Below are 26,316 nucleotides of genomic sequence, written 5' to 3' on the forward strand. Positions count from 1 at the left end.
CTCTCCAATATGCATTTCAGCAGAATAATTATACATTGTAAAAATAACCCTCCATTTAAAAAAGTCTAAATATATTTAAAAAAAGCAAATATATTTAAGTTACAAATTAAATTTAATGATAATATAACATGAGAAAGATAATCAATATCAATTAAATGAAGTTATTAAACTAAGCAGGAGGGATTTAGTGGTAAATAACAAAATTCTAAAAAAAGGAGATATAAAGATAAGATATTTATTAATAAGTTTGCTTATTTTGTCGTTTATATCGATATTTATTGGAACTAAAGATATAAAATTTATTGACATATTAAATTTTGAAAAAGATAAATTAGAAATACTCATTCTAAGTAGAATACCAAGATTGATAAGTATTTTAGCGGCTGGGACAAGTATTGCTGTAAGCGGTCTTATAATGCAGCAAATAAGTCGTAATAGTTTTGTGTCGCCAACTACAGGTGCCACTGAAGATAGTGCAAAACTTGGAATATTAGTATCAATTTTATTATTTCCTTCAGCTAGCTATCTTAACAAAATGATAATATGTTTTATATTTTCACTAGCTGGTACTTTTCTATTTATGCACATTTTAAGGAGAATTAAATTTAAGAATAACATATTTGTTCCTCTTGTTGGAATGATGCTGGGAGCAATAATAGAATCTGTAACAACTTTCTTTGCGTATAAATATGATGTAATTCAAAATATAGAATCTTGGACACAAGGAAATTTTTCAATGATTATAAAAGATCGATATGAACTAGTTTACTTAAGCATTCCACTTATGATAATAGCTTATTTATTTGCAAATAAGTTTACTATTTCAGGGCTTGGCAAAGAGTTTTCTAAAAATCTAGGATTAGATTATGAAAAGGTAGTGAATATCGGAGTTATAATAGTTGCGCTTATGTCTTCAATAATGATTATTATTGTTGGTAAAATACCCTTTTTAGGGCTTATAATTCCTAATATTATTAGAATATATAAAGGAGATAATTTGAAAGAAAATTTTGTTGCTACAGCTTTATTTGGTGCAGTGTTCCTTCTTTTCTGTGACATTTTTGGAAGACTTATAATCTATCCATATGAAATTCCAATAGGACTTATGGTTGGAGTTATAGGAAGTGGAATATTCTTATATCTACTTTTCAGGAGGAAGTTGGCATGAAGATAAAGCGAAATTTAACATTAATGTTCATAGTATCAGTAATACTTATGTTTCTTTTTATATGTATTGGTATGAATAGTGACAATTGGCAGTATGTTCTTGAAAAAAGAGGGATCAAACTCATAGCGGTTGTAATAACAAGTGGAGCTATAGCCTTTTCATCTATGATATTTCAAAGTATAACAAATAATAGAATATTAACTCCAAGCGTAATGGGATTAGACTCTTTATATATATTTATACAGACTCTCATAGTTTTTATATTATCAAGCAATAAAAATGGATTTTTCACAAATAATATGAATTTTGTGCTCTCAGTTGGAAGTATGGTTATATTTTCTGTGCTTCTATTTAAAATAATGCTTGAAAAAGAAAAAGGGAATATTTATTTTCTTTTACTGGTTGGCCTAATATTGGGAACCTTATTTCGTAGTGGAGCTTCTTTTATGCAAATGATAATAAATCCTAATGAATTTTCAATTGTTCAAGGTAAGATGTTTGCAAGCTTCAATAATGTAAATAATGATGTACTGTTAATTTCTATAGTAATAATTTTGTTGGTAATGATTTACATGTATGATTACATTGATATTTTAGATGTTTTGTCACTCGGTAGAGATCATGCTATAAATCTTGGATTGTCATATGAAAAGATAGTTAAAGTCTTACTTATAATAACATCAATTCTAGTATCAGTATCAACAGCGTTAATTGGACCAATAACTTTTTTGGGCTTATTAGTAGTAAATATAACACATGAGTTTTTAAAAACTTATAAGCATAGATATCTAATACCAGCTTCTATTTTGATTAGCATAATCGCTTTGGTTGGTGGCCAATTAATAATAGAAAGGGTACTGAATCTCTCAACACCGATCTCTGTAGTGATTAATTTAGTTGGAGGTATATATTTTATATCTCTGTTATTAAAGGGGAATAAGACATGATTGAATTAAAAAATATAGTAAAAAAATATAATGGAAAGAATGTTGTTGATAATGTTTCTATAACTATACCAGAAGGAAAAGTTACATCACTTATAGGTCCAAATGGTGCGGGTAAGAGTACCTTACTATCAATAATGAGCAGGATAATAAGTAGAGATAGCGGTGAAGTTATAATAGATAAGATTAAATTAGAGTCATGGAATAATAAAGATTTAGCTAAAAAGATATCAGTATTGAAGCAATCTAATTCTATTAACATGAGATTAACAATAAAAGAAATAGTTAGTTTTGGAAGATTCCCTTATTGCCAGGGAAATCTAACTGAAGAAGATTTAGAATATGTTGATAATGCAATAGAATATATGAAACTTACAGAGATTAAAAATAAGTACATGGATGAGCTTAGTGGAGGACAAAGACAAAGAGCGCTTATTGCAATGATAATAGCTCAAAATACAGATTACATATTATTGGACGAGCCATTAAACAATTTAGATATGAAGCATTCTGTAGAAATAATGAAAATTTTAAGAACTTTGACAAAAGAGCTTAATAAAACAGTTGTTATTGTAATACATGATATAAATTTTGCATCTTGTTATTCGGATTATATTCTAGCGCTTAAAGATGGTAAGCTTGCTAAGTCTGGAAAAACGGATGAAATAATAAGAAAAGATGTATTAGAAGAAATATATGATATGAATTTCACTATTCAAGAAGTAGAAAATGATAAAATTTGTATTTATTTTAAATAATGAAGAGAAGGAGACAAATCAATGAAGAGAAACAAAAAAATTATTTTATCAATATCAATTATATTAATAGCTATAATAGTAGGCTTTGGTTATAGTAAATTTAATGCAGCAAAGAATCAATCAAAGACTGAAGTAGGAGAAAATATAACTATAAAACATGAATTAGGAGAAGTGAATATTAAGAAAAATCCTAAAAAAATTGTTGTATTTGATTATGGAATAGTAGATTCAATAGATAAAATGGGAATTGACATAACAGCACTTCCGAAATCTAATATACCTAATTATCTAAAAAAATTCAAAGATGAAAAATATATAGATGCAGGAACCTTATTTGAACCTAATTTTGAAAAAATACAAGAATTGAAGCCAGATTTAATAGTTATATCACCAAGGCAAGCTTCAGTATATAATAAATTGAATGAAATAGCGCCAACTGTATATCTAAATATAGTACCAACAGATTACGTTAATTCTTTTAAAAGCAATATGGAGACTTTAGGGAAAATATTTAATAAAGAAGATTTTGTGAAAGAAGAATTAGCTAAAATAGATACGTCAATTAAGTTGTTAAATAAAAAAGTAACACAAAAAAATCAAAAAGCTCTTATTATGATGGCCAATGAAGGAAATTTAAGTGCTTTTGGTGATAATTCAAGATTTGGAATTATACATACAAATTTTGGTTTTCCAAAAGTGGATGAAAACATAAAAGAATCTCAACATGGAATGAATATTTCTTATGAGTATTTAGCTGAAAAAAGTCCTGATTATTTATTTGTTATAGATAGATCAGCTGTTACAGGAAAAGGAGATAGTGCTCAAAAGACTTTAGATAACGATATTGTTAAAGGAACTTCTGCTTATAAAAATAATAGGATTATATACCTTGATCCACAAATATGGTATGTATCTTCTGGAGGATTTGTAGGAACTAATGCTATGATCGATGAAATTATGAAGGCAATAGAAAAATAATTGATTAATCCCAAAAGCAGAATTTGCACAGAATTCTATTAATAAAGTATATGGTAGTACAAAAATTCGTACTACCATTCTTACTTGTAGGGTATGGACGCATTACCCAGCTACATGAAATATTTCATAAATTAGTTGGTATATCTATAATGATATCTACTTCAATTAAACTGCTATCCCCTTCAGATATTATTAATTCATTATTATTAATTTCTTCAATTTCTGTCCCCTTTAATTTATATATATTTTTTATAACAGCTTCTATAGGAGCATTATAATTTAAAATATCAGTAGATGTATTTGTTAAATTTTTCAATACTTCACCTCCAAATATATGCTAGTCATCTTCCTTCAGATGCCTTAGAAGGGTATATTAAATTTATTGAAGAACCAATCATCATCATGTAGACGGCGCTTAAAATAATCTATGCGTTGATCATAAGTATCGCTTGCAGTTATTTTATTTAAAATAGTTTCAAAGTTAGAATAATCATGCAGGGGCTTCATTAATTTACGGATTCTATTTTCATTAAAATGGCTAAAGGCCATACGTAATTTATTATAATGAAATTCAGTTAAGTCAACATTATATGGTTGTATTTTTCTAAATTTATGACCAATTTTAACAGCAGGATGTACAAAAATTTTATATCCAAAAAGCCAAAGCTTTACTGATAGTTCTACATCTTCAAAGCCCCAACTATGGAAGCCATGATCAAATCCTCCTACAGCGTCAAAGACCTCTTTTCTTATAGCCATACATCCACCTGGAGCTAGTGGAACTTCTTTAATATTCATCGGCTTTTTCAACCAATATGTTTCAAACTTTTCATTCAAGGTTTGACCATAGCCTACAGGACTATCTGGAGAAAAATGACCAATGCCTGGGCATGCTATACTTACATCTTTATTACTAAAAGCTTCTAATAGTGTGTTAAGCCAGTTTAGTTGCATAGTAATATGGGCATCGCAAAAGACTAATATTTTTGCAAGTGGCGCAAAGCTTGCACCTAGATTCCTTGATGCTGATGCTCCTATGCCCTTTGTTTTAACTAGCGCTACATTTGAGTATCTGTTAGAAGGATTTTTCAAAAACTCACAGCAATTATCATTAGAGCCATCGTCAATAATAAATATATTTGATATGTTTTTCGCTTCAGTTTTAAATAAAAACTCCAAGGTTTGTTTAATATAAATACCTTCATTTTTACATGGAATAATAATAGCTACTTCATATTTTTTTATATTATCCATAGTAATCTAATCTTCAAAATCACAATTTTCAGGTTCATGGGTACTTTTGATAGTTTCTGTTGAAGATTTTTTTGTTAAACAATCGAGATATAATATCTTCAATATAAGTTTATCTCCAGGATATACAGGTCCTAAAAGAAATTGCCCGTTTTCATCTGTTATAGCGTTACCAATGGGTTCTAAATCAGAGGTTGTTTCAGGGTCATCAGTGGCACGCTTTAATTTGAAAAACTTAACTACAGAGCAAGGGGCAGGTTTTCCATCAGGAAAACGGACTGTTCCAAGTATTACTCTTCTATAATCACGTTGTAAGAAAAAATCCATATCTAATTGATCAACACTTGATTTTTCATCACCGTCTGGAACATCGATAACAAAACGATTTATTTGATAATCCATACCTTACACTTCCTTTATACTTTTTATAACATAATTAACATCTTCATTTGACATACCAGGATAAAGTGGAATTGTGATTATATCCTCATATAATTTTTCTGCAATTGGACAAAGTCCTTTTGAATATCCTAGAGATTGATAATAGGGATGATAGTAAACTGGAATATAATGAACATTTACTCCAACGTTTAAATCTGAAAGTTTATTAAATATCTCTTCTCTACTTTTTCCTATAGCTGAAAGATTAAATTTTAAAATATATATATGATAGGAAGATTTCATATGTGCAGTTTGATAAGGAATAGTAATTTTATTTTTAAAAGTGCTTTCTGAGAAGGCTTTATCATATAGAGCAGCTATTTCACGTCTTCTTTTAATAAAGCTATCCAGCTTATTTAGTTGTGAAATTCCTAAGGCAGCTTGTAAGTCACTTAAACGATAATTGTAGCCTAAAAGCTGCTGCTCATAATACCATTTGTCATGAGATTTATCCGTAAGAAGTTCTGGAGAACGGGTAATACCGTGAGTTCTAAATAGAGTGAGCTTTTCATAGAGCTTAGGATCATTTGTACAAATCATTCCTCCTTCAGCTGTTGTAATGTGTTTTACAGGATGAAAGGAAAAGGTAGTCATATGTGCTATGCCTCCAGTCTTATGCCAGGTTCCCTTTGAATCCATTATCTCAGCACCAAGACTGTGGGATGCATCTTCAATAAAAATTAAATTATGTCTTTGAGCTAAATCTTTAATCTTAAATAGTTCTGCTGGTTGACCTGTAAAATCCACTGCTATAATTGCTTTAGTCTTATTTGTAATCTTTTTTTCTATTTCTAAAGGGTCTATATTATAGGTATGCGGATCAATATCAGCGAATACAGGTTTTCCTCCAAGGTAAAGGATACTATTGGAAGTAGCAGCAAAGGTCATAGGTGTAGTAATAACCTCGTCATCAGCACTAATATTAGCGGCATAACAGGCAGCATGTAGAGCAGCAGTTCCAGTTCCTATACAAACAGCATATTTACATCCTACATAATCTGCTACTTTTTTTTCAAATTCATGAATTTTTGGTCCAGTGGTTAGAAAATCACTTTTTAATACTTCTACTACTGCTTGAATATCTTCTTCATCAATATATTGACGTCCATAGGGTATATAAGGATGCTTCATTATCTTCACCTTCTTTAATAAAACTTATAATATTCTGTTATATATCGGTAAGCTTCACCGGTTCTTATAATAGGTGTAGCAATAGATTTCTTAAGAACAATATTTTCAAAAGCATATATAACATCATTAAATCCAAATTGTGCTCTCATAAAGGCAGTACTAGAGTATCTGGGATTAATCTCAAAAATAAAGGGCTTAGAACCATTCTGTTTCCGCAGTTGAATGTTAATAGAACCAGTTATATTTAGTTTTTCTGCAACATTTTTGCATAGTTCTTCTATTTCTTTATCAAAGATTACCTTTACTTCACTGCTCATTCCATCTTTTATAGTCCTTTCAAGGGTAATCACATATATTTCATTGCTAAAAGAATCTTTATACACTCCGTTAGTATACTCAGTTCCAGGAATATACTCTTGAAGCATGAAGCTGCTGTCTAGATTAGTAATATTCTCAAATTCTTTACGGTTTTGAATTATGTGAAGATGTTTTGAGCCACAATCAGAAGTTTTTTTTAATACAAAGGGACATTTAAAACCTTTTAATAGGCCCTCTTTTGGTGTTGATTCATTATATAAAACTGAGTATGGGTAGGGGAGTTTGATACTTTTTAGAAATTCCATTGTTTTATATTTATCGCGACAAATGTTGATTACCTGCAGTGGAGGAATGGCAATACGAGAACGTATTTCATCATCTAGTTCATTAAAATGATCACAGATATATAAAAGCTCTTGTTCACTACAAACATAAATCAGGTCAATTGAATTATGAAGAGAGAACTTATTTATTAATTCTGTAAATAATAAACTTTCAGCTTTAGGGATAATATGAAAACTATCACAAAATAGAGGGTGCGGCACATAATTTCTACAGTCTGTTCCCCAAATTTTTATATTATAGTTTGCATTACGTAAGGCTTTGCAGACTGCTTGCCCTAAATCACCTCCAATAGAGGTAACTAAAACATTATACTGTGTCATAATAAATCCTTCCTTTATGATGTGTAAAAGACCTAAAGGTAAGTTACACCCAAAATTAGTTACAAATAATACAACTGAAGTTATATTACTTCTAACAATATAGTATATGTAACTTAATAAATTTAGTATGCATACACTGATGTTATAACTTACCAAAAATTATGAAAATTACTTTGTACTATATATTTTGTTGTGCTATATAGAATTACAGGGGGAATTGTAATGGAAAAAATTTTAGTAATAGCAGCACATCCAGATGATGAAATTTTGGGATGCGGTGGGACAATCAGAAGGCTTGTTAAAGAAGGAAATGAAGTGTATTCACTAGTTTTATCTGATGGCACTACCTCAAGGCATGACAATATGAATACTGAAGTAATGGAAGAAATTAAGATAAGACTTCAGGATAGTTTATCAGCAAATAAACTTATAGGGTATAAAGAAACTTTCTTTGTCAGTTTACTGATAACAGCTTTGACAAAGAAGGTTTCTTGAATATTGTAAAATTAGTTGAAAAGTATGTTTCTCAAATTAAGCCTTCTATTATATTCACACATCATCATGGAGATTTGAATATTGACCATCGCATAACCTTTGAAGCGGTTCAAACAGCTACAAGGCCTATGGCGGAATGCTCAGTAAAAGAAATATATTGTTTTGAAACCTTGTCTGCTACGGAATGGAATTTTCTAAACAAAGATAAATTTACACCTAATTATTTCGTAAATATTGAAAATACACTAAAGGACAAACTCGAAGCAATGAAATGTTATAAATCAGAGTTACGAGAATACCCGCATCCTCGCTCCCTAGAAGGATTAGAGGTGGCTGCTAAAAGATGGGGCACAGTTGCCGGATGTAGTTACGCAGAAGCGTTTGAATTAATAAGGAAGGTAGTTATCTAACAAATTGCAGTATATAAGGCATCTTCAAAAAAATAACTAGTCAATCTGCTAGTCTATTTTGCGCCATACTGCGTCGGCAGAACCCTTAGATAGGGGTTAACTATCTGCGGAACCTTTCTCCTTGCCTGACACAAAATATCCGTCGCATCTTTGACTTGTTATTTTCCTTCAGATGCCTAATAAGAAAATATTTAAGATATTTTTAGACACGGAAGAATACAATTATTAATTGACCTCTTCCGTGTTTTCTACATATTCAGTATTCTACTTTAGGGATGATCTGTTAACTCTTATCCCCAAGAAGTTGAAAATCAAAACTTATATCAGAACTAGAAGGGCTTACTTGATGAATTTCTACAGCTATTACGTTATCTCCATTTTTAAGAAAACTTGTATCAATTATAGTTTTTTCAAAAGAAACCTCATCAACTCCATTTAAAGCTTTGACGGCTAAAGTGTTGTATTCAATTATACCGGAAGGCATATTAGTTCTATATACCTCCCGGCCATTTAGATACACAACAGCTCCATCATCCCTTTGAATTCGAAGCACTAAACTTTTATATATTGATGTATCACGAACAGTAAAATGTTTTCTAAAATAGGTTGTTATATATTTTCGGTAAACATTGGGTCCATAACTTATAACTGTAGCCTCACCTCCATCTCCATAACCTAGTTCAGCAAGTCCAGAAGGCCATGAAGAATCGTCAAAATCAATCTCTCTCCAGGAAGTTCCCAGGTCAGAACCCTTATCGAAATACCTCCATGATGCACCCATAGGAATTAACATATCTGTTATAGCATTAGAAGCAGGACCTTCAGTCGGAGGATATATAGAACAACTATCAATAAGGGTATTTTCTTTATCGTATACTTGCAGGGAAACTCCACTATTATTTATGTCTAAAATACAATAATGATATACCGCAAGGGGACCAACAATAGCATTTTTTATATTAGTAATGTGTGCATTTAATGAAGAACCTGCACCGCCGGTAGTTATTTGATAAATGGAATTTTGTATTGGCAGACCATTAGTATCAAAAGATTTATCTATAAGACGGCGGCAGTAATTGTGTTCATGGCCTACAAATACCGCTGTTACATTATAATGATCAAGAATAGACCATAAAGCATTACGATCATCTGGACTCCCATCTAGACTTTCTCCGTAGTGATGTCCGGTAGGAAAAGCAGGGACATGGAAAAACACAAAATTATATTTTTTATTACTGTTCTCTAATGTATTCTTTAACCAGACACGTTGTTTTGCGTCAACGGCATAGCCGCACTTTGAACCTCTTCGATTTGAGTTTAAAACGATAAAGCGAGCACTTTCATAATCAAAGTAGTATACAGTTCGTTGATACCCTTGTAACTGTTCATTGGGAAGGTAAGAAAATGCATTACTGAAAGCAGTTTCATTATTTTCATGACTCCCGAGTACTGTATAGAACATAGTAACAGAATAATATTCCTCAATTAATTTCTTCCAGTCTTCTAATTGCTCACTTACGTTAGCTCCACCATATACCATATCTCCTGCAAAAATTATAAATTTCGGCTGCGGTGACAATCCCTTAATACGGGAGAGTAGGGTACGGAGCAATTGTGTATTTACTGCTACAGCATGTCTACTGCTGTCTGCTAGTATTACAATACGAAAAGACTCCATATATGTCACCTCCAATAAGCATTGTGTTTTAAAAACTCTTCTGTTTGTGATATACCGTGGGTCAGAGATATTTTAGGTTTCCACCCAAGAAGCTTCTGACTATATCGTGCATCGCACAATAGCTTCTGTATTTCACTTTGGGGGTGAATGTGAGTTACGTATTTAATATTTCCTTTTCCGTCAGCGATTAGTTTTGCTAATTCCGTAATTGAGATGTCAGCACCACTACCTGCGTTTATCACTTCACCCTCTGTCTTTTCAGAATAACCGGCCTCTACTACAAAATCAGCACAATCTGTAACATATAAAAAGTCTCTTGTTTGGCTGCCATCGCCATATATAGATAGTGTTTCATTCATAAGTTTTTTATTAATAAAGATTGAAATTACCCCACCTTCACTATTTTGTTTCTGATATGGTCCGTAGGTGTTAAATGGTCGAAGAATAGTTACAGGAAGACCATAAGCATAGTAATAGGATAAGGCCAACTGTTCCCCAGCCAATTTAGCAGCTGCATAAGGAGAAGCTGGACATGTAGGGTGACTTTCAGAAATGCCTTCTTTATTTAAAGCTTTACTGTATACCATGCAAGTGCTCATATACACAAACTTTGTCTTATTTAGTTTGCATTGCTCAAGAACATTGAAGGTTCCTATTACATCATTTTCAAAGGTGTTTTTTGGGTCATCAATACTATCTTGAACATTAATTGAAGCCGCAAGGTGATAACATATATTAAATTTATTAGTAAAAAGGCTTTCAAGAAGATGGTTGTCCGTAATGCTTCCTGCTATGAAGGTAATATTAGGATAAATAAGTTGTAAATCTTTTAAATTATTCATTGAACTATTTGAAAGGTTATCTAGTATCCATATCCTATGATTATCCTCCGCAAGTCGTTTTACTACCCATCTTCCAATAAATCCTGCGCCACCTGTTACAAGTATATTCACAATATCACCCCCTTATATTAATTTATTCTTAATAAGAAAATCTAAAAGTTGTTCTTTTGTAAGATTAAGGCTAGTGTTTGAAGATATTTCTCCGAATACTGATTTGCCTTTTGTCAAATCAAAGGTATTTTGTTTATCTAAGCAAATGGTAGGAAGTATAGAGTAATAGTCATCAAACTCAAAAGATCTTTCTGCTTCATGAGTTGTAATAAGTTCCTCAAAGAGTTTTTCAGAAGCCAGTTTCGTTGTTATCTTTATTTCAATGTCTTTTGGATTTTTTGAATATATAGGAGCTAAATATTCGATTAACATTTCAGCAAGATCAACTATGCGAATGCTTGGCATTTTTTTTATTAAGATTTCTCCTCCAGTGGCTATTTCACTACTTTTTATTAAAAGGTCAACTGCATCATCAATTGTGCATATAAACCGGGTCATATCTGGATGAGTAACTGTCACATAGTTTTGTTTTTTTATTTGATTTTTAAATAAATCAAGAACACAGCCTCTAGAACCAAAAACATTTCCGAAACGTACCGTTGTAAAGATTGTTGAATTTTCTGTGAAAAAATTTGCATGAGATATAAGCCTTTCACTGTAGAGTTTTCCAACACCCATTACAGTAGTGGGATTGGCAGCTTTATCACTGCTGGTAAATATGACTTTTTCCACATTATTTAAGGTAGCACTTTTGATAATATTTTGAGTACCAATAACATTTGTAATAAAGGCTTCATGTGGATTATTTTCGCAAATGCCAACAATTTTCATAGCAGCAGTATGAAAAACTATATCTATCCCTCTTAAAGCTGAGTTTATACTATCATAATTTCTTATATCACCAATTATAAAACTAACCTTTGGATTTTGTTTAAAATAATAAAGCTCTGCTTCTTGTTTTTGTTCATCTCGGCTAAATATATAAATATGATTTATATCATATTTTAATAATCTATTTAATAATGCTTTTCCAATGGTACCAGTACCACCAGTAATTAAAATTTTTTTATTACTAAGCCACATTTCACATCCCTCTCTTATTAGTTAGTAATATATTATATGAAGTTAGAACTATTAGTGATAATGTTTTAAATTATTTCGTAATTATACACACTATATAAGCGCGTCCATATATTATCATTAGAGGGAGTTGTAGAAGGAGGAAGTTGAGATGACGCAATTGTCCGATAGAAAGCCTGGACTTGTAAGTATTGTAATTGCTACTTATAATTATGGCCATTTTATAATAGATGCTCTTAATGGAATTGAAAAACAAACATACCCCGACATAGAGCTTATTATTATGGATGATGCTTCAGAGGATAATACAGAGGAACTTGTAAATTCGTGGTATAAAAAATGTGAATATAAATTTTCAAATTTTATTTATTTAAAACTTCCAAGAAATTGTGGAGCCGGTTGGGCCTACAATATTGGATTTCAAATTTCATCTGGAGAATATCTTGTAATACATGATGCAGATGATGTTAGCTATCCAGAAAAAATTAAGAAGCAGGTGCAAGTATTAGAGGAACATCCGGATACTGCTATGGTAGGCACAGGTTTTAGAACTTTTAAAAATAATACTTTCGAAAGTAAGGCTGGAAGTGGCTGGCTAAGCTTTAATTCAGCTCATATAGAGAAAAATTATAAAAAGCATTTGAGACATTGCGTTGCTTATGGTACATTAATGTTTCGTGCTGCCATGTTGGAAGAGATCATTGGATGCTTTAAAGCTATTCCCGTTGGTAATGATATGTTTTTTGTAAATAATATAGTAAATCATGATTTTATCATTGAAAATATAAAAGAGGAATTGCATTATGTAAGAAAGCATACAGGATCTATGAGCAGTCAAATACGTCATAAGCAAGATATAAATGTGCTCAAGAAGAGAAAAGTTGTTGATGATCTTGTTAGTATAGTACTACCAGTTAAAAACAGTGAATCAACTATTTACGATACATTAAAGAGTATAGGTGCACAGACTTACCCAAATATTGAAATTATCATAATAGATGATTGTTCCAATGACAACTCAGAAGAAATAATTAATAATTGGTATAAAAGGTATAGAAATCACTCAAATAATAACTGTATTCAAGATTTATTATATTTTAAACCGCCAAAAGAGGCCTGTTCCCCTTGGACATATAATATTGGAGCATATCTATCCAGGGGAGAATATATAGCATTTCATCATGATAAAGGCTTAAGTCACCCAGAAAGAATACAAAAACAAGTAGATTTTTTAAAGAATAACTTCATGTACAGTGCAGTAGGTACAAATTTTAAACCAGGAGGAACGATGATACGATATGATGATAAGATTGAAGACTCGTACATTACCGAATGTTTTAACTGCGTAAATATAAATACTCTCATGGTAAGATATGAACAAATTCATAAAACAGCTGGTTTCAATAACTTAATGCAGGGTGCATGGGATTTTGAATTCATATATAGACTCTTAAATAATGGATATAAGGTACAAAATCTCAGAGATGTTTTGTACTTCCAATAAGGGGGGGAGTTTATGGGATCGTTAATTAGTATAATAATGCCCGTGTATAATTGTGAAGAATTCATGGAAGAAAGTATTAGAAGTATTCGCGAACAGACATATACAAATTGGGAATTAATAATTGTAAATGATGCTTCAGAGGATAGTACAGTAGAAAAAATATCTAAAATACAAGATGAAAGGATTCATTTAATTAACTTAAAAGAGCACCAAGGAATTGCATCAGCCTTTGCAGAAGGCTATAAGCTTGCAAAAGGAGATTTTATAATAAGACATGATGGGGATGATATAAGTTTACCTACTCGTCTAGAAATTCAACAGAGTTATTTGAAAGCTAATCCGAAGATTGGGATGGTCTCATGTCTTATATCTTGTTTTACGAGAGATCAATCCTTACGTAAAGATTGTATTTTTGTTGAGAGAATTCAAAACTATTATAAAGGTAATGAAGAAATTCAAAAATCAATTATAGCAGGTTTTTTACCACTCATATTTCCAACTTTAATGATTCGTAAAGAACTTATGGATAAGGTGAATTATAATAGTGAAACTCCTCTTTTTGATGATCAAACAGAATTATTATTAGAACTTATAAAGTTAAGTCCTGTAGAAAAGGTAAATACTATTCTTTATTCCTATAGAAGGCACAAAGACGCTTATCATGTTGTAAATCAAAAGGAATATTCTAAATATACATCTAAACTACTTAAAGATCCTTCTGTTAAGAATTCTTTTCAATTTAAGGAATTTTATAAGGATTTGAATTTTGATGTACAAAGAGAAATTCGACTGAATGAGAACAGTGAGCTAAGGGTATTAATGCTTGTAGATGCATTGAATATTGGAGGAACAGAGACCCACGTTATTAATATTGCTAAAAAATTAATGGATATGGGAATTTATGTGGTCGTAGCAACTTCTGGTGGTCCTATGGAAGTAATAATGAAGTCCTACGGAATAAAAGTTATTAAAATTCCTACTTATGGTGATTATATATCGAACAAGAAAAAATTTGGGATGATAAAAATACTAAAAACTATTATTGATGAGGAAAAAATAAATATTATTCACTGCCATTTATTTGCAAGCATGCAGCTTGCCAGCGAGCTTTATAGAATGTATAAGATACCATATGTAGTTACTATTCACGGATTATTTTATCCTAATAATATTTTTTATTCTACATGTATTCAAGCCTCCAAGGTAATTGCAGTAAGTAAGCCTGTTAAAGAAATGCTGTATAATAAACTTGGAGACAAAATTGGAGATAAAATTGTTATAATTCCTAATGGAGTTAGTAGAGATTTGGATAATAATTCCTATAGGGATATAGATATACGAGATGAACTTAATATACCCAAAAGCTCAGGGATACTATGCTATTGCAGCAGATTAGATTGGAACAAGACCAATGTAGCCCGTGTATTATTGTTTAGTTTCACACAGCTTTTAGAAGACTATTCTAATCTACACGTTATTATTGTAGGGGACGGCCCTGGAAGAGAAAGCTTAGAAAAAGAAGCACAAGTAATCAATGAAATGGCGGAAAGAGATGTTGTTCATATGATAGGAGCAAAAGTGGATGTAATACCATATTATCTCCAAAGCAGTATTATAATTGGAACAGCCAGAGTTGCATTAGAAGGGATGATGTGTAGAAAACCTGTAATTGCTATAGGTAATCAAGGATATACTGGAATTGTAACTGAAAGTAGAAAAGATATTCAATGGGATATGTATTTTGGTGATCATGATGCTCTTGAAAAACCCAATGTAGCAAATTTAGTAAAAGATATCAGATATCTTTTAAAAAGAAAAGATAGAGTCTCAAAAGTCGGTAGATGGGGAAGAAGCTGGTGTGAAAAAATGTTTGACATCGATAATTGTGTAAAGGAAATTGTGAAAATTTATACAAGTGCTTTAGATAAATAAATTAAGTTAATTATAGAATATATTAAAGCTCGGTTAAGGCCGAGCTTTTAATAATATTATATAACATTTGAGATTAAGAATAGGAATTTAGTCACTCCATATATCTCGATACATATAATATACTGAAAAATTGATATAGATAGTATATTTAAATTTGAATATAGTAAAGTTCTAATTAAATAGTAGGAGTGATTAAGGTGGAAGAAAAGCAAGATAAAAAGAGAGAAACGAATGAAGGCGAAGATAAAGTTTGTATTAATAAGTCCGCATGTCCTAAATATAATACAATAATGGATCAGTGCGAGATTGGACCTTTGACGCCTGAACAGAGGCGAATTGAGGCCTTTGAAAAGCGAATTCAGTCTGCTTTATTTCAGAAGAATTTGATTCTTCAAGGTCAAAGATGCAATGGCGATGAAATTTTATATGTAAATAAGATTGGAAATTATACAAAGGCTTTGCCTCATAATTTGTTAGGAGAAGTAAATTTAGAGGCCTACAACATTTGGATAAGCATATTAACCACTGGAAATCCAGAAAAATTTGAGCTGTTACCACTAGGAGGGACTACAAAATTCTCTAACCCTCAAGCCTCCTATGCGTATGAGATGGTGGGACCTGATTCTCATCATCTCACTATGGCACCGGCTCCGAGCTTTTCCAGTGCCTTAGAAGCAAGCGAAATGGCTGAGGATTATTGGATGGCTTTAATTCGTGATGTTCCTTTTGTAGATTATGACATCAACCCTATAACTAGGGCTGCAGCTGAGGATTTATCAGAGTTTTCGGATTTTGATGGTCCTAAATGCAAATGTAAAGTCACCACGAGAACACTCTTCCGTAGTAATGTACCTGGCGCTTTGGAAGGACCATATGTTTCGCAGTTCCTCTTGAAGGATATTCCCTTTGGGGCAAAAACTATAGCACAGAGCTACATTGTACCTGTGGAAAAAATCGATTATATGACTTCATATAATGAATGGCTTAATATACAGAATGGACAGGCGCCTTCTTCAATATTAAAACTTGACCCAATACCTCGATATATTAGTAATGGCAGAGCCCTCGGCGGATATGTCCATGAAGACAGCAGCATTCAGGCGTCACAAACGGCTTGTTCGATACTACTAAGCTTTGGGCAGGGAGCTCTGTCTTTGAGTAATCCCTATTTATTCTCAAAGACCCAGCAGGGATTTGCTACCTTTGGTAGTGCACATGTTTTGGATTTTGCGACTCGTGCAGCTAGGATGGCTCTTGAAGCAGCCTGGTTTCAAAAGTTTTTGGTGCATCGAAGAGTAAGGCCCGAAGAGTTTGGAGGATGCGTACAAAATCTTAAGACATGTGTCGCAAGGTATCCGATTAATCCAGAATTATTAAATTCAAATGTATTAGAGATAGTATTCAAAAAATATGGAACCTACCTTCTGCCTATGGCTTATCCTGAAGGATGCCCAACTCACCCGGCATATCCTGCAGGTCATGCAGCTTACATTGGAGCAGGGGTAACTATTCTAAAAGCATTTTTCAATGAGAATTATATTATTCCAAATCCAGTAGTAGCTAGCACCGATGGGCTTAAGTTACAACCATATCTTGGGGGTAATCTAAAAGTAGGGGGAGAATTAAATAAGCTTGCTGCCAATATCGCTCTTGCACGAGATTTTGCAGGTGTTCACTGGCGTTCAGACAGTTTAGAGGGCATGAAACTTGGAGAAGCTGTGGCAATAGGATTACTTCAGGACTATAGAAATACCTATAATGAAGAATTTCATGGTTTTTCCTTCACAAAATTTGATGGTACAAGGGTAATAATTTAATAAGAGGTCTGCTTGAAAATGAATTTTAAATCAGTTTCAAGCAGATCTTCTATAATTTTTTGATTAATGAGGATAGTATTTTTAAAAATTTAGTTCCATCAAAGCAACATGTATAAAACTGAATCTTAAATATAGAAATTAATCATTCAATTTATTGATTCTAATGGATTAGGATTTTATCAACGTAATTATTAATAATATGGCGGCATATAAATTAGTGTACAAAATATTTAAGGAGGGACTGTTTATGGTAAAGCTTCATCAGGTTAAGATGAAGAAATCAGTCATTGCACTTCTATGTGCCATGCTAATGATTTTGGGACAAGTGCCTTTTAGCTACAATAATAATGTACAAGCGAAAAGTAATGGTACGGCTAAAAATGTCATTATGCTTATACCAGATGGTACTAGTGTAGAGGCTATAACTATAGCTAGATGGTACAATGGTGGTAAACCACTTGCAATGGATGAGATAGCAGTAGGTCTTACAAGAACATATTGGTATAATGGGCCTATAACTGACTCTGCACCAGGTGGAACTGCTTATTCAATAGGTTATAAAACTGATGATAAGCACGTTGGAGTATTACCTGATGATAGGCCAGCGGCAACTTTGCTTGAGGCTGCTAAATTAGCAGGAAAAGCTACAGGTGCAGTTGTTACTTGCGAAATGATGCATGCAACTCCTGCAGATTTTACTGCTCATGATCCAGACAGAAATAACTACAATTCACTTATGAAGCAGCAGATTTATAATGGTATGGATATAATGCTGGGTGGAGGAGATGAATTTTTTTCACCAGCTGCTGATGGGAAAAGAAAAGATGGAAAGGATTTAAGGCAGACAATAAAGAGTCTTGGTTATGAATATGTAACTACTAAAGAAGGAATGATGAAATCCACTTCTTCAAAACTTTGGGGAGCATTTGCACCGAAGGATTTAAAATATGATATTGATCGTAAAACTACTAATTCAGATCAACCGAGCCTTGCAGAAATGACTAAGAAAGCTATAGAAGTATTATCAAAGGATAATGATGGCTTTGTTCTTTTGGTAGAAGGAAGTAAAGTAGATTAGGCAGCTCATGCTAATGATCCTACTGGACTTGCTGGAGATATTGTAGCTTTTGATGAAGCTGTAAAGGTGGCATTGGATTTTGCCAAGAAAGATGGTAATACTGTTATAGTGTCTTCTGCGGACCATGGCACTGGCGGACCTACTGTAGGCGGTATAAATAGTAATTACTCAAGTGTAACTTTTAAGGAAAGTATCAATAATCTTAAATCGGCAAAAGCTTCTTTAGACTTGGCAAAGGAATTGTTAAATGGAGCAGATGATTCAAAAATTAAAAAGGTTTTGAAGGATTATTATGGTATAGAGAACCTTACGAATGATGAAATAGAACTTATCAAGAAAGGTTCCGTTAATAAGGTAGTGAGCAATAGAGCCAATATATGCTGGGCTTATGGAGGACACGTAGGTGGAGATGTAGCCCTATTTAATTATGCTCCAGCTGGTGTTGAAAAACTTCAAGGCGTAGTTGAGAACACTGATGTAGGAAAATATATGGCGAGAGTTTTGGAGCTTAATCTTGACCAAACAACTAAGAGGCTATTTGTAAATGCAAAGGAGGCCTTCCAGGAGGCTGGAGCAAAGGCAGCAATAGACGCTTCAGATGCAGATAACCCAGTGATTAAGGTAACAAAGGGAAACAAAACACTTGAACTCCTTGGTTACACTAATATAGCAAGGTTAAATGGAAAAGAAATCAAGCTTGAAGGCGTAACGGTATGCAATAAGACTAAAGATGGTTACAGTATTGATAACTCTTATGTATCAAAGCAAGTTGTAGAGCTCATAAGGTAGTTAGTTTATAAAAAATATGTATCAAAAAGTTAAGAAAAAAGTTTAAAGGCTAAGTATAGTGGATTTCACCCACCGTGCTTCGCATACACCATTGAAATCCTCGACCGCCTGTAGATGGCTTAAATAGCTACCTACAGGCGGTTATATTTTTTGTAGAGTGAGAATAGATCCACCAAATACTACTAAATTTAAACTTAAATCTTTATTTTTTCTTTATTTTTACTATATAAAATATAAATATTTGTTCGTTAGAATAGTAATTGAGATTAAAAAATATAGGTATACAGTGTTATCCTAGGATATTCTATACCCAGCGCTATAGAAAGGAAGTAAGTTTATGTTTAGTAAGACAAAAAAACATAGAAGCAAGAAGAAAGTGCTAATTACAATCTTTATAATATTTACATCAATTGGGTTGGTAGCATTTTTTCTCCCGGTAGGAACTTATAAATATTCCCATGTTGATGGTAACAGTGGAATAGCAAGACGACCTGAAGCAGCAAATTATGATAAAGGTAAATTAAAGAAGTTACCTTCCTATAATAAAAAATCTCTAAAGATGTTTCAAGTAGATTTAAGAAGTACTGATCTCTCAGATTTAAATATTTCAGATAGAATAAACGATCTTATGTACTCTGATTTTGATAGCAAAACAAAGTGGCCTAAATCATTACCTAAGGAATTTAATCCCGAAACTATTATGGAATATGGGAAAGATCCAGGATTAAATGTAAAAAAGGTCAATGAAAAGGGTGTTACTGGCAAAGGAGTAAATGTTGCTGTTATTGACCAAATGCTTTTAACAGATCATAAAGAATATAAAGATAGATTAAAATTTTATGAAGAAATTCATGCTCAAGAAGATGGAGGAGCATCAATGCATGGAACAGCTATTAGTTCTATAGCAGTGGGAAAAAATGTAGGTGTTGCACCAGAAGCCAATCTGTATTATATTGCAGAGTTTTATGGAAATACAACCCCATTAAGTCTTATTACAATGAAGTATAGTTGGGACTTTACCTATTTAGCAAAGTCTGTTGATAGGATTTTAGAAATAAATAAAACTCTTCCTAAAGATAAAAAAATAAGAGTAATATCTATATCTATAGGCTGGGAACCAGATCAAAAGGGCTTTAAAGAAATAGATGAAGCAGTAAAAAGAGCTCAAAGTGAAGGTGTATTAGTAGTATCCTCTAATTTAGATAGATATTATAACGTAAATTTAAGAGGACTTGGAAGAGAGCCTTTAAGTGACCCAAATGATCTTAATAGTTATGATATAGGAATATGGTGGCAAAGTATGTTATATAATGAACGGTCATCCTTTGAAAAAATTATTAATAATACTATTATGGTTCCTATGGACAGTAGATGTGTTGCAAGTCCTACTGGAAACTCAGATTACGTTTTCTATAGAACTGGGGGCTTGAGTTGGTCTATTCCTTATACAGCAGGATTGTATGCATTAGCCTGTCAGATAAAACCAGATATTACTCCGGAACTTTTCTTTAAAGAAGTTATAGCTACAGGAGATGTAAAGACTATAGAAAAAAACGGCAAAAAATACAAGTTTGGCACTATTGTAAATGTTGAAAGGTTAGTAGACAAACTTCAAAAAGAAAAGTAAAAATGTTAAGAGGGCTTATACCAGTCTATTCCTATCAATGAACAAAATAGTATAATGGTGTTACAGTATTAAGGTTTAGGGTGATTATTATGAATGAAAAAATATTAGTTGTTGATGATGATAGTGATATAAGGGAAATGATGTACAGCTATTTTTCTAAAGAAGGCTATCAAGTAAGTTGTGCTGAAGATGGATATAGAGCACTTAAGCTTATAAGTAGTGAGAACTTTTCTCTTGTTTTATTAGATATAATGATGCCAAATTTAGATGGTTATGCAACTATTTCTAAAATGAGAGAGTTTACAGATATTCCAGTGATATTTTTAACTGCCAAAGGAGAGCAGATGGACAAAGTTTCTGGTTTCATCAAAGGCTGCGATGACTATGTAGTTAAACCCTTTGATTTTACCGAGCTTTCCTTTAGAATTCGTGCTATTTTAAAAAGAACCTGCAAAGATTTAAATGAGGATGAAAATTATATTTTAAAGGTTAAGGATTTAGAAATAAACACTAAAGAATACAGTGTTAAAAGAAATGAAGACTATATAAAATTAACTCCAAAAGAATTTGAAATATTGCATCTTTTAGCTTCAAATAAAGGAAGGGTTTATTCCACCAGAGCAATTTATGAATTTATATGGAAAGATACTTTTTTAGAAAATGATAATACTGTCTTAGCGCATATGAGAAATCTAAGGGAAAAAATAGGGGATAAGGCTAAAGAGAGCAAATACATTAAAACTATTTGGGGAGTTGGATATAAAATTGAAAAGAATAGTTAATCTAAAGATAGAACTTGCTTTATTTGCACTTATATCCCTAATAGTTTCAGTATGGGTATTCCTTTATTTGGGAAACAATGCACCCTTTATATCTAATAAAAGTGATGAAGAAAGAATTGAAGAGGTTACTTCTCTTTATTTACATTATTTTAAAAAGGATCTTGAAAAAATTGATTTAAAGGATAAAAACATTTACGAAAAACTCGCTAATATGCTTAATGCTCATGGATTCGAATTCTACATTGTAAATAAAAATGGAGATGTTATTGCAGCTCCAAACAAAGATGTAACAAAAATTGATGCAGATAAAATTATTGATGGGAAAAGGGAAATTTCAAATTTAAAATTCAAAAAAACATGTCACAAGTGACAGGCTGTGATTATTTAAAGGATGGATACTATGTATACTTCTTTTATTTGGGACACACTAATTCAGACGCCGCTGCAATACTATCTGCAATTTTTACCTTTATAATAATTTTCACTTTACTCAGTTTAGGGAGAATAAATTACATTATAAATATAAAGCGATCAATTAAAATTATTGCGCAAGGACAACTTGACCATAGAGTACCACTAAAATACAGAAATGAGCTAAGAGAATTAGCGGAAGACATAAACTATATGGCATCAGAACTTGAAAAAGAGGATGAAAAAAGAAGGACATTTTTAACAAATATTTCTCACGATTTAAGAACTCCTTTAACCTCAATATTAGGATATTTAAACATGATAAAAGAAGAGAAATATGAAGACAAGAAAGAATTTGAAAGCTACATAGATAAAATAAGTAGGAAAAGTTTATTTTTAAAATCCATGCTAGATGACTTTTTTCAATATTCCAAGTTATCTTCTAAGGATATTGAATTTAATAAAGAGATTATATATGTTCAAGAACTAATAAGGCAGATAGTTGAAGAAGAAGCACCAGTTTTTCAGGATAAGGATTTACAACTATCCTTAAGTCTATCTAAGGAACCAATCAGTATAAAAGGTGATGGAGAATTATTAGTTAGAGCTGTGAATAATCTTTTATCCAATGCTTTAAAATATTCTAAGAAAAATACAGTAGTTAATATAGAAGTTTATAAAGAGTTAATAGAAAAAGACACATTCTCCATTGTATCCATAAGTAATGTACCAGAAGAAGAGATAGATGAAGAAGAAATAAAAAGCTTTTTGAAAGGCTTTATAAGAAGGACAAATCTAGAAGCAAACATGGAAGTGGACTAGGTTTATCCATAGTTAGAGAGATATTAATGATTCATAATGGATATGTAAAAGGAAGTGTAAAGGATGGGAGAGCAGTTTTTAAATTGTTTGTAAAAACTTATAGCAATACATAAAATATATAAGAAGCCAATGTGGAATAGTTTAAAAACTATTCCATTATTTTGTTTTTTAGAGAACCAAATGTTAACTTAGCTTATCTAATACGTAAATACATAATATGATCATATTTCAAGATGGAGGGTAAGATGGAACATATAGACTGGATAAAATTAGCTAAAAAAGGTAATAACGAAGCTTTTAGTAAGCTTATAAAGTTTTATGAAAAAGATTTGTATAGAGTAGCCATAGCTATGCTAAAAAATGATGATGATGCTTTAGATGGAATACAAGATGCCATACTTAAGGCTTTTGAAGCCATAAATAATTTAAAAAAACCTGAGTATTTTAAAACATGGTTAATAAAAATTCTTATTAATAGCTGCAATGCAATTATTAATAAAAAAAGAAAAATTGTTGCATATGAGGATTATATAAACAAGTCTTATGAAGAAGAACACTGTGGAAAAATCGACATGAAGGATGCGATTAACAAACTTGACTATGAACTTAGAATACTTATTATACTTTACTATTATGAAGATATGAGCTTAAAAAATATAAGTGAAAGCTTAAACATTCCAGAAGGAACTATAAAATCAAGATTATCTAGGGCGAGAGGTTACTTAAAGGAGTGTTTAAGTGATGAAGAGAGGAGTGTGCTTTAATATGGAAAACAATTTTGAAAAGCAATTAAAAGAGATCATAAAAAATAGTGAAGATATAAAAGTTCCTCCAAAAATATCAGTAGGAATAGATGAAGTTTTAAAAAATTTAAAACCTAAGAATAAAAAGAAAAACTTATTAAAGAGGATAAGTATAGCAGCTGTATTGGTTTTGTCTATTTTTTCTGGTTTTGTAACAATACTTCCAACTTTGGCAGCTGAAATACCAATTATTAATAAATTTGTAGGAGATAGCTCACTATTTAACAAGGCGAAATCTGGTGAATATGGGGATGAGTTTAAAAATTTATCCAAGTTAAATAATGTATCAGTGGAGATAAATAAAGGAGTTTATGACAAAGGAGTTACTATAACTATAAAAGAAATTGCTTATGATGAAGCAGCTTTTTATGTTATTTATGAAGTTAATATTGACAAGAGCTTAAAAAATAAAAATCTAGAAAATAGCAGTGAGGTTGTAGAAATTAACGGAAAAAGGCATGTAGCAAATGCAATATTCCCATTATATTCTGAGGATACAAAGGTTGTATTTACAGAGGTGTTCCCTGTACTTGGTGAAGATGTGATGCCTGATAAGTTTGACTTCAACATAAGTTTTTCTGAAGTAAACAATATAAAAGGGAATTGGAATTTTAAAATTCCATTGATAAAACAGAACTTACAAGACAAAGTTAATATTTTTAGATTAAATAAATATATAGTAGATGGATTTAATGTAATAAAGCTAGCTAAAGTGACAAGCTCTCCAGCATACCTATCATTGTTAACAGAGTATGGAGTATATAAACCAGATAAATATGATTATGTGGTAATGGATTCAAAAGGAAATGAATTTCAACAAGTAGATATTGGTGGTATAGCGAAAAAAGCTCTTTCAACAGATGTTACATCTTTTTATAAACAAATTGAAGGAAGTAAATTAGACAGCATTAAAATATTAAAATCAAAGGTTGAAAAATATTCTCCAAATAAGCTTAAAAATGTACAGTATATAGCATTAAACTCTAAACTACCAGTTGATGTTTCAGTAGGTAAAAATAAAAAGCTTACAGTTAATTCTATAAGTGAAAAAGATAATCAAATTGAAATTATATTTAGTTCAGAGAAAGTTCCAGTGTATACTTTTGGGTTTGGAGGTGGAATAAGTATTTACGATAAAACTATGAGTAAAGAAAGTAAAGATGCTTATAACATAGTACGTCCAGAGGTTTTAGGAAATAATAAGTATAAGGTTACTGTACCTAAAAAGAGAAGTTTAACTAAAGACGATAAAGTTATAGAGTATGATAGAGATATCAAAAATTTAGTTATATGCATAGGCAACTATGATGAAATGTATAAGGAAGTTGGATATGTAGATTTAAAAAAATAAAAAAACGAAGATAAGTTAAATAACTACATTTTTATCTATTATAGTGCTTATATTCATGAAAAAATGCAGGTTAAGAACATTTTTAACAAATATTTCTCACGATTTAAAAACTCCTTTAACCTCAATATTAGGATATTTAAACATAATAAAAGAAGAAAAATATGAAGACAAGAAAGAATTTGAAAGCTACATAGATAAAATAAATAGGAAAAGTCTATTTTTAAAATCCATGCTAGATGATTTTTTTCAATATTCCAAGTTATCTTCTAAGGATATTGAATTTAATAAAGAGATTATATATGTTCAAGAACTAATAAGGCAGATAGTTAAAGAGATATTAAAAATTCATAACGGATATGTAGAAGGAAGTATAAAGGATGGTAAAGTGGCTTTTAAATTGTCTATATAGGGTTACAAGCTAGAATGTTAACCTATACTAGGAAATTCCTGGCGTAGGTTAGCGAATATATTCTAGATATATTGGAGTTTAATTCGTTAAATATATCTGAGATATCAGATATAAGTTCCTCAATACTTTCTCTAGCTGAAGGCTTATAAAGATTAGATTTCAGCCAGTTCCATATATTTTCCTGTGGATTCATGTACGGGGAATACCTAGGAAGATATATTATAGAAATTACTTCATCTTTAAACTCCAAGAACTTTCTAACAGCTTTACTAGTATGAAATTTAGCATTATCCCAAACGACATAAACCATTTTGTTAGGGTTTATATCTATGAGATATTGTAGGAAATCCATTGTTTCAACAGAGGTTATGGTCTTTTGAGAATTATAAACGTCAACAACAGTATGAGAACCTCTTAAAATTTCAGTAGCTCCAATAAGATTTACCCCATCATGAGAGCCATTTTTTTGCAATATAGAGGGGGATGCCCTATCGGTCTCCAGGACAAACGATTATTGGACTCTACTGAAACAGAAGTTTCATCTAAGGCATAAACAACAACATTATCTGTGGATTCTAAATTATGTAGCATTTTGGACATTTTTTTTAAAGCTGTCCTGTTCAGTTTTATCAGCCTTCGTCGGCTTTGGTTGAGAACGCTTGAAGCTTATTTTATTCTTGTGAAGAATAAGCCTTATGCTTTCGCCACAATACTTAATACCATAGTTTTGATATACATATTCAGCTAAGGCGTTATTAGATTTTGGAACCCTATATAATTA

General features: G+C 31.5%; 25 protein-coding genes and 3 pseudogenes. 18 read left to right on the forward strand and 10 right to left on the reverse strand.

Features of this window, described 5'->3' with window-relative positions:
- Positions 1–220 precede the first annotated feature (220 nt).
- From RCG18_RS15375 to RCG18_RS15390, 4 genes are read left to right on the forward strand one after another with little or no spacing between them, the layout of a single operon-like run.
- Entirely contained in the window at positions 221–1,168 is a 948-nt protein-coding gene (locus RCG18_RS15375) for an ABC transporter permease (RefSeq protein ID WP_308042041.1), read from the forward strand.
- Complete coding sequence (locus RCG18_RS15380; RefSeq protein ID WP_308036924.1) at positions 1,165–2,115, forward strand: iron chelate uptake ABC transporter family permease subunit; 951 nt, start codon at positions 1,165–1,167, stop codon at positions 2,113–2,115. Before RCG18_RS15375 ends, RCG18_RS15380 begins: the two co-directional genes overlap by 4 nt.
- Positions 2,112–2,870 carry an ATP-binding cassette domain-containing protein gene (locus RCG18_RS15385; protein ID WP_308036925.1) on the forward strand — a complete coding sequence of 253 codons (759 nt, stop codon included), beginning with the start codon at positions 2,112–2,114 and terminating at the stop codon, positions 2,868–2,870. Before RCG18_RS15380 ends, RCG18_RS15385 begins: the two co-directional genes overlap by 4 nt.
- A 21-nt stretch (positions 2,871–2,891) precedes the next feature.
- Complete coding sequence (locus RCG18_RS15390) at positions 2,892–3,848, forward strand: siderophore ABC transporter substrate-binding protein (RefSeq protein WP_308036926.1); 957 nt, start codon at positions 2,892–2,894, stop codon at positions 3,846–3,848.
- Between the two features lie 124 nt (positions 3,849–3,972).
- Here RCG18_RS15390 and RCG18_RS15395 read toward each other — a convergent pair whose 3' ends face one another.
- Genes RCG18_RS15395 through RCG18_RS15415 form a run of 5 tightly spaced genes read right to left on the reverse strand, consistent with a single transcriptional unit; the run spans position 3,973 to position 7,654 of the window.
- Entirely contained in the window at positions 3,973–4,164 is a 192-nt protein-coding gene (locus RCG18_RS15395) for a hypothetical protein (protein WP_308036927.1), read from the reverse strand.
- 44 nt (positions 4,165–4,208) lie between these two features.
- The gene (locus tag RCG18_RS15400) at positions 4,209–5,102 is read right to left on the reverse strand and encodes a glycosyltransferase (protein WP_308036928.1); all 894 of its coding nucleotides are present in this window, start codon (positions 5,100–5,102) and stop codon (positions 4,209–4,211) included.
- A gap of 6 nt (positions 5,103–5,108) precedes the next feature.
- A complete protein-coding gene (locus tag RCG18_RS15405) occupies positions 5,109–5,501 on the reverse strand; it encodes a hypothetical protein (RefSeq protein WP_308036929.1) in 393 nt (130 codons plus the stop codon).
- 3 nt (positions 5,502–5,504) lie between these two features.
- Positions 5,505–6,671: a UDP-4-amino-4,6-dideoxy-N-acetyl-beta-L-altrosamine transaminase gene (gene pseC / locus RCG18_RS15410; RefSeq protein WP_308036930.1), complete on the reverse strand. Its 1,167-nt coding sequence runs from the start codon at positions 6,669–6,671 to the stop codon at positions 5,505–5,507.
- Positions 6,672–6,685: 14 nt separating this feature from the next.
- Complete coding sequence (locus tag RCG18_RS15415; RefSeq protein WP_308036931.1) at positions 6,686–7,654, reverse strand: ATP-grasp domain-containing protein; 969 nt, start codon at positions 7,652–7,654, stop codon at positions 6,686–6,688.
- Between the two features lie 222 nt (positions 7,655–7,876).
- On the opposite strand from RCG18_RS15415, the gene RCG18_RS15420 reads away from it, so the two are divergent.
- Together RCG18_RS15420 and RCG18_RS15425 are read left to right on the forward strand one after the other, a co-directional pair.
- On the forward strand, positions 7,877–8,149 hold the full coding sequence (locus tag RCG18_RS15420; RefSeq protein ID WP_308036932.1) for a PIG-L family deacetylase: 273 nt from the start codon (positions 7,877–7,879) through the stop codon (positions 8,147–8,149).
- Positions 8,146–8,559 (forward strand): hypothetical protein, encoded by a 414-nt coding sequence (locus tag RCG18_RS15425; RefSeq protein ID WP_308036933.1) that lies wholly within the window; start codon positions 8,146–8,148, stop codon positions 8,557–8,559. The genes RCG18_RS15420 and RCG18_RS15425 overlap by 4 nt, the downstream gene beginning before the upstream one ends.
- A 283-nt stretch (positions 8,560–8,842) precedes the next feature.
- On the opposite strand, the gene RCG18_RS15430 is transcribed toward RCG18_RS15425, so the two are convergent.
- From RCG18_RS15430 to RCG18_RS15440, 3 genes are read right to left on the reverse strand one after another with little or no spacing between them, the layout of a single operon-like run.
- A complete protein-coding gene (locus RCG18_RS15430) occupies positions 8,843–10,237 on the reverse strand; it encodes a metallophosphoesterase (RefSeq protein ID WP_308036934.1) in 1,395 nt (464 codons plus the stop codon).
- A 5-nt stretch (positions 10,238–10,242) separates the two neighbouring features.
- Entirely contained in the window at positions 10,243–11,190 is a 948-nt protein-coding gene (locus RCG18_RS15435; RefSeq protein WP_308036935.1) for a GDP-mannose 4,6-dehydratase, read from the reverse strand.
- Positions 11,191–11,202: 12 nt separating this feature from the next.
- Positions 11,203–12,213 (reverse strand): SDR family NAD(P)-dependent oxidoreductase, encoded by a 1,011-nt coding sequence (locus RCG18_RS15440; protein ID WP_308036936.1) that lies wholly within the window; start codon positions 12,211–12,213, stop codon positions 11,203–11,205.
- 148 nt (positions 12,214–12,361) lie between these two features.
- On the opposite strand from RCG18_RS15440, the gene RCG18_RS15445 reads away from it, so the two are divergent.
- The 12 genes and pseudogenes from RCG18_RS15445 (at position 12,362) to RCG18_RS15495 (ending at position 25,535) form a co-directional block, all read left to right on the forward strand.
- Positions 12,362–13,714: a glycosyltransferase gene (locus RCG18_RS15445; RefSeq protein ID WP_308036937.1), complete on the forward strand. Its 1,353-nt coding sequence runs from the start codon at positions 12,362–12,364 to the stop codon at positions 13,712–13,714.
- Positions 13,715–13,726: 12 nt separating this feature from the next.
- The gene (locus tag RCG18_RS15450; RefSeq protein ID WP_308036938.1) at positions 13,727–15,646 is read left to right on the forward strand and encodes a glycosyltransferase; all 1,920 of its coding nucleotides are present in this window, start codon (positions 13,727–13,729) and stop codon (positions 15,644–15,646) included.
- Positions 15,647–15,843: 197 nt separating this feature from the next.
- Entirely contained in the window at positions 15,844–17,463 is a 1,620-nt protein-coding gene (locus RCG18_RS15455) for a vanadium-dependent haloperoxidase (protein WP_308036939.1), read from the forward strand.
- 310 nt (positions 17,464–17,773) lie between these two features.
- Positions 17,774–19,330, forward strand: a pseudogene (locus RCG18_RS15460) (alkaline phosphatase).
- A 337-nt stretch (positions 19,331–19,667) separates the two neighbouring features.
- On the forward strand, positions 19,668–20,957 hold the full coding sequence (locus RCG18_RS15465; protein ID WP_308036940.1) for a S8 family serine peptidase: 1,290 nt from the start codon (positions 19,668–19,670) through the stop codon (positions 20,955–20,957).
- A gap of 89 nt (positions 20,958–21,046) precedes the next feature.
- Positions 21,047–21,739 (forward strand): response regulator transcription factor, encoded by a 693-nt coding sequence (locus RCG18_RS15470; RefSeq protein ID WP_308036941.1) that lies wholly within the window; start codon positions 21,047–21,049, stop codon positions 21,737–21,739.
- A complete protein-coding gene (locus tag RCG18_RS15475; protein ID WP_308036942.1) occupies positions 21,723–22,109 on the forward strand; it encodes a hypothetical protein in 387 nt (128 codons plus the stop codon). The genes RCG18_RS15470 and RCG18_RS15475 overlap by 17 nt, the downstream gene beginning before the upstream one ends.
- Positions 22,097–22,972, forward strand: coding sequence for a HAMP domain-containing sensor histidine kinase (locus RCG18_RS15480; RefSeq protein ID WP_308036943.1), 876 nt, complete (start codon positions 22,097–22,099; stop codon positions 22,970–22,972). The genes RCG18_RS15475 and RCG18_RS15480 overlap by 13 nt, the downstream gene beginning before the upstream one ends.
- Positions 22,969–23,085, forward strand: a pseudogene (locus RCG18_RS29095) (hypothetical protein); the annotation flags it as partial. The gene RCG18_RS15480 and the pseudogene RCG18_RS29095, both read left to right, overlap by 4 nt.
- A gap of 132 nt (positions 23,086–23,217) precedes the next feature.
- Positions 23,218–23,736, forward strand: coding sequence for a sigma-70 family RNA polymerase sigma factor (locus RCG18_RS15485; RefSeq protein ID WP_308036944.1), 519 nt, complete (start codon positions 23,218–23,220; stop codon positions 23,734–23,736).
- Between the two features lies 1 nt (position 23,737).
- Positions 23,738–25,126, forward strand: a complete 1,389-nt coding sequence (locus tag RCG18_RS15490) for a DUF4179 domain-containing protein (RefSeq protein ID WP_308036945.1) — start codon at positions 23,738–23,740, stop codon at positions 25,124–25,126.
- 55 nt (positions 25,127–25,181) lie between these two features.
- Positions 25,182–25,535 (forward strand): histidine kinase dimerization/phospho-acceptor domain-containing protein, encoded by a 354-nt coding sequence (locus RCG18_RS15495; RefSeq protein ID WP_308036946.1) that lies wholly within the window; start codon positions 25,182–25,184, stop codon positions 25,533–25,535.
- A 22-nt stretch (positions 25,536–25,557) separates the two neighbouring features.
- Here the strand turns inward: RCG18_RS15495 and RCG18_RS15500 are convergent, their stop codons facing one another.
- Both RCG18_RS15500 and RCG18_RS15505 read right to left on the reverse strand, forming a co-directional pair.
- Complete coding sequence (locus tag RCG18_RS15500; RefSeq protein WP_308036947.1) at positions 25,558–26,007, reverse strand: transposase; 450 nt, start codon at positions 26,005–26,007, stop codon at positions 25,558–25,560.
- 108 nt (positions 26,008–26,115) lie between these two features.
- Positions 26,116–26,274, reverse strand: a pseudogene (locus RCG18_RS15505) (winged helix-turn-helix domain-containing protein); the annotation flags it as partial.
- Positions 26,275–26,316: the final 42 nt, after the last annotated feature.

The sequence above is a fragment of the Clostridium sp. OS1-26 genome (assembly GCF_030915445.1).
GTDB lineage: Bacteria > Bacillota > Clostridia > Clostridiales > Clostridiaceae > Clostridium_AM.